Origin of the sequence: Pseudomonas sp. PA-4-8C (genome assembly GCF_021606625.1) — a bacterium.
Classification (GTDB): domain Bacteria; phylum Pseudomonadota; class Gammaproteobacteria; order Pseudomonadales; family Pseudomonadaceae; genus Aquipseudomonas; species Aquipseudomonas lactis.
This window is the reverse complement of record NZ_WKCD01000548.1, coordinates 1-1,176: the sequence shown is the minus strand read 5'-3', so window position 1 is coordinate 1,176 and position 1,176 is coordinate 1. Positions and strand designations below refer to the sequence as shown.

The window sequence follows — 1,176 nt, the reverse complement described above, 5'->3', positions numbered from 1 at the left end:
CTGTTGCAGCTCGTATTGAACTTCCAGCAAGGCTTCACGCAGGGCCGGCACTTCGGCGTCGTAGGTGTCTTTGTCGATGGCGTGACCGATTTCGGCGGATTCGAACATGGGCAGCTCCGTTTCAAGATGGCTCAAGACTAGCGGATTGGGCCAAGACACGCGCAAGGAAATACAACCCAGCCTTGCCATGGATCAATTCAACGCCTGTTGATCGGCTAGAATGGCCGCCTTGTCTTTGCCCGCTTTCATTTTATGAGCCGCCATGAACCCCATCACCCACGCCCAGCTCGACTGGGATGATCAAGGCCGCCCGCATTCGCGGGTGTTCGACGATGTGTATTTCTCCGACCAGTCGGGCCTGGAAGAAACCCGCTACGTGTTCCTGGAGCAGAACCGCTTGCAGGAACGCTTCGCCGCCTTGCCGGCAGGTGGGCGCCTGGTGATTGGTGAGACTGGCTTCGGCACCGGCTTGAATTTCCTCTGCGCCTGGCAGTTGTTCGAACAGCACGCAGTCGCCGGTGCGCGGCTGCACTTTGTCAGCGTGGAAAAGTACCCCCTCAGCCATGCCGACCTGCAACGCGCCCTCGCCCTCTGGCCCGAACTGCAACCCTTGGCCGAGCAACTGCTGGCGCACTACATTGCCATCCACCAGGGTTTCCAGCGCCTGGTACTGGACAATGGCCGCGTCACCCTGACCCTGTTGATCGGCGATGCGCTGGAACAATTGCCGCTACTGGACGCCCAGGTCGATGCCTGGTTTCTCGACGGGTTCGCCCCGGCGAAAAACCCCGACATGTGGACCGCCGAGCTGTTCGCCGAACTGGCGCGCCTGGCGGCACCGGGCTCGACCATCAGCACCTTCACCAGCACCGGCTGGGTAAGGCGGTTGATCAATGCCGCAGGGTTCAAAATGAAACGCACGCCCGGCATTGGGCATAAGTGGGAGATCCTGCGTGGGGAGTTTGTCGGTTGGCCCGCCGACTCACCCGCGCCGCCCCCACGTAAACCCTGGTTCGCCCGGCCACCCGCCATCGAGGGTGAACGTCACGCCCTGGTCATCGGCGGTGGCCTGGCCGGTTGCGCGACCGCCGCCAGCCTCGCTGCCCGGGGTTGGCGTGTCAGCCTGCTGGAGCGCCACGCCGGCTTGGCACAGGAAGCTTCGGGCAACCCACAGGG

Annotated in this window: 2 protein-coding genes; one reads left to right on the top strand and one right to left on the bottom strand. The window is 63.0% G+C overall.

Annotation, left to right across the window (positions count from 1 at the left end; translation table 11 throughout):
* On the bottom strand, positions 1 to 108 hold a 108-nt coding region (locus GIW04_RS31665), incomplete at its 3' end, for a hypothetical protein (RefSeq protein WP_442962830.1).
* A 154-nt stretch (positions 109 to 262) separates the two neighbouring features.
* Here GIW04_RS31665 and mnmC point away from each other — a divergent pair.
* On the top strand, positions 263 to 1,176 hold a 914-nt coding region (mnmC, locus tag GIW04_RS30870), incomplete at its 3' end, for a bifunctional tRNA (5-methylaminomethyl-2-thiouridine)(34)-methyltransferase MnmD/FAD-dependent 5-carboxymethylaminomethyl-2-thiouridine(34) oxidoreductase MnmC (RefSeq protein WP_236479629.1).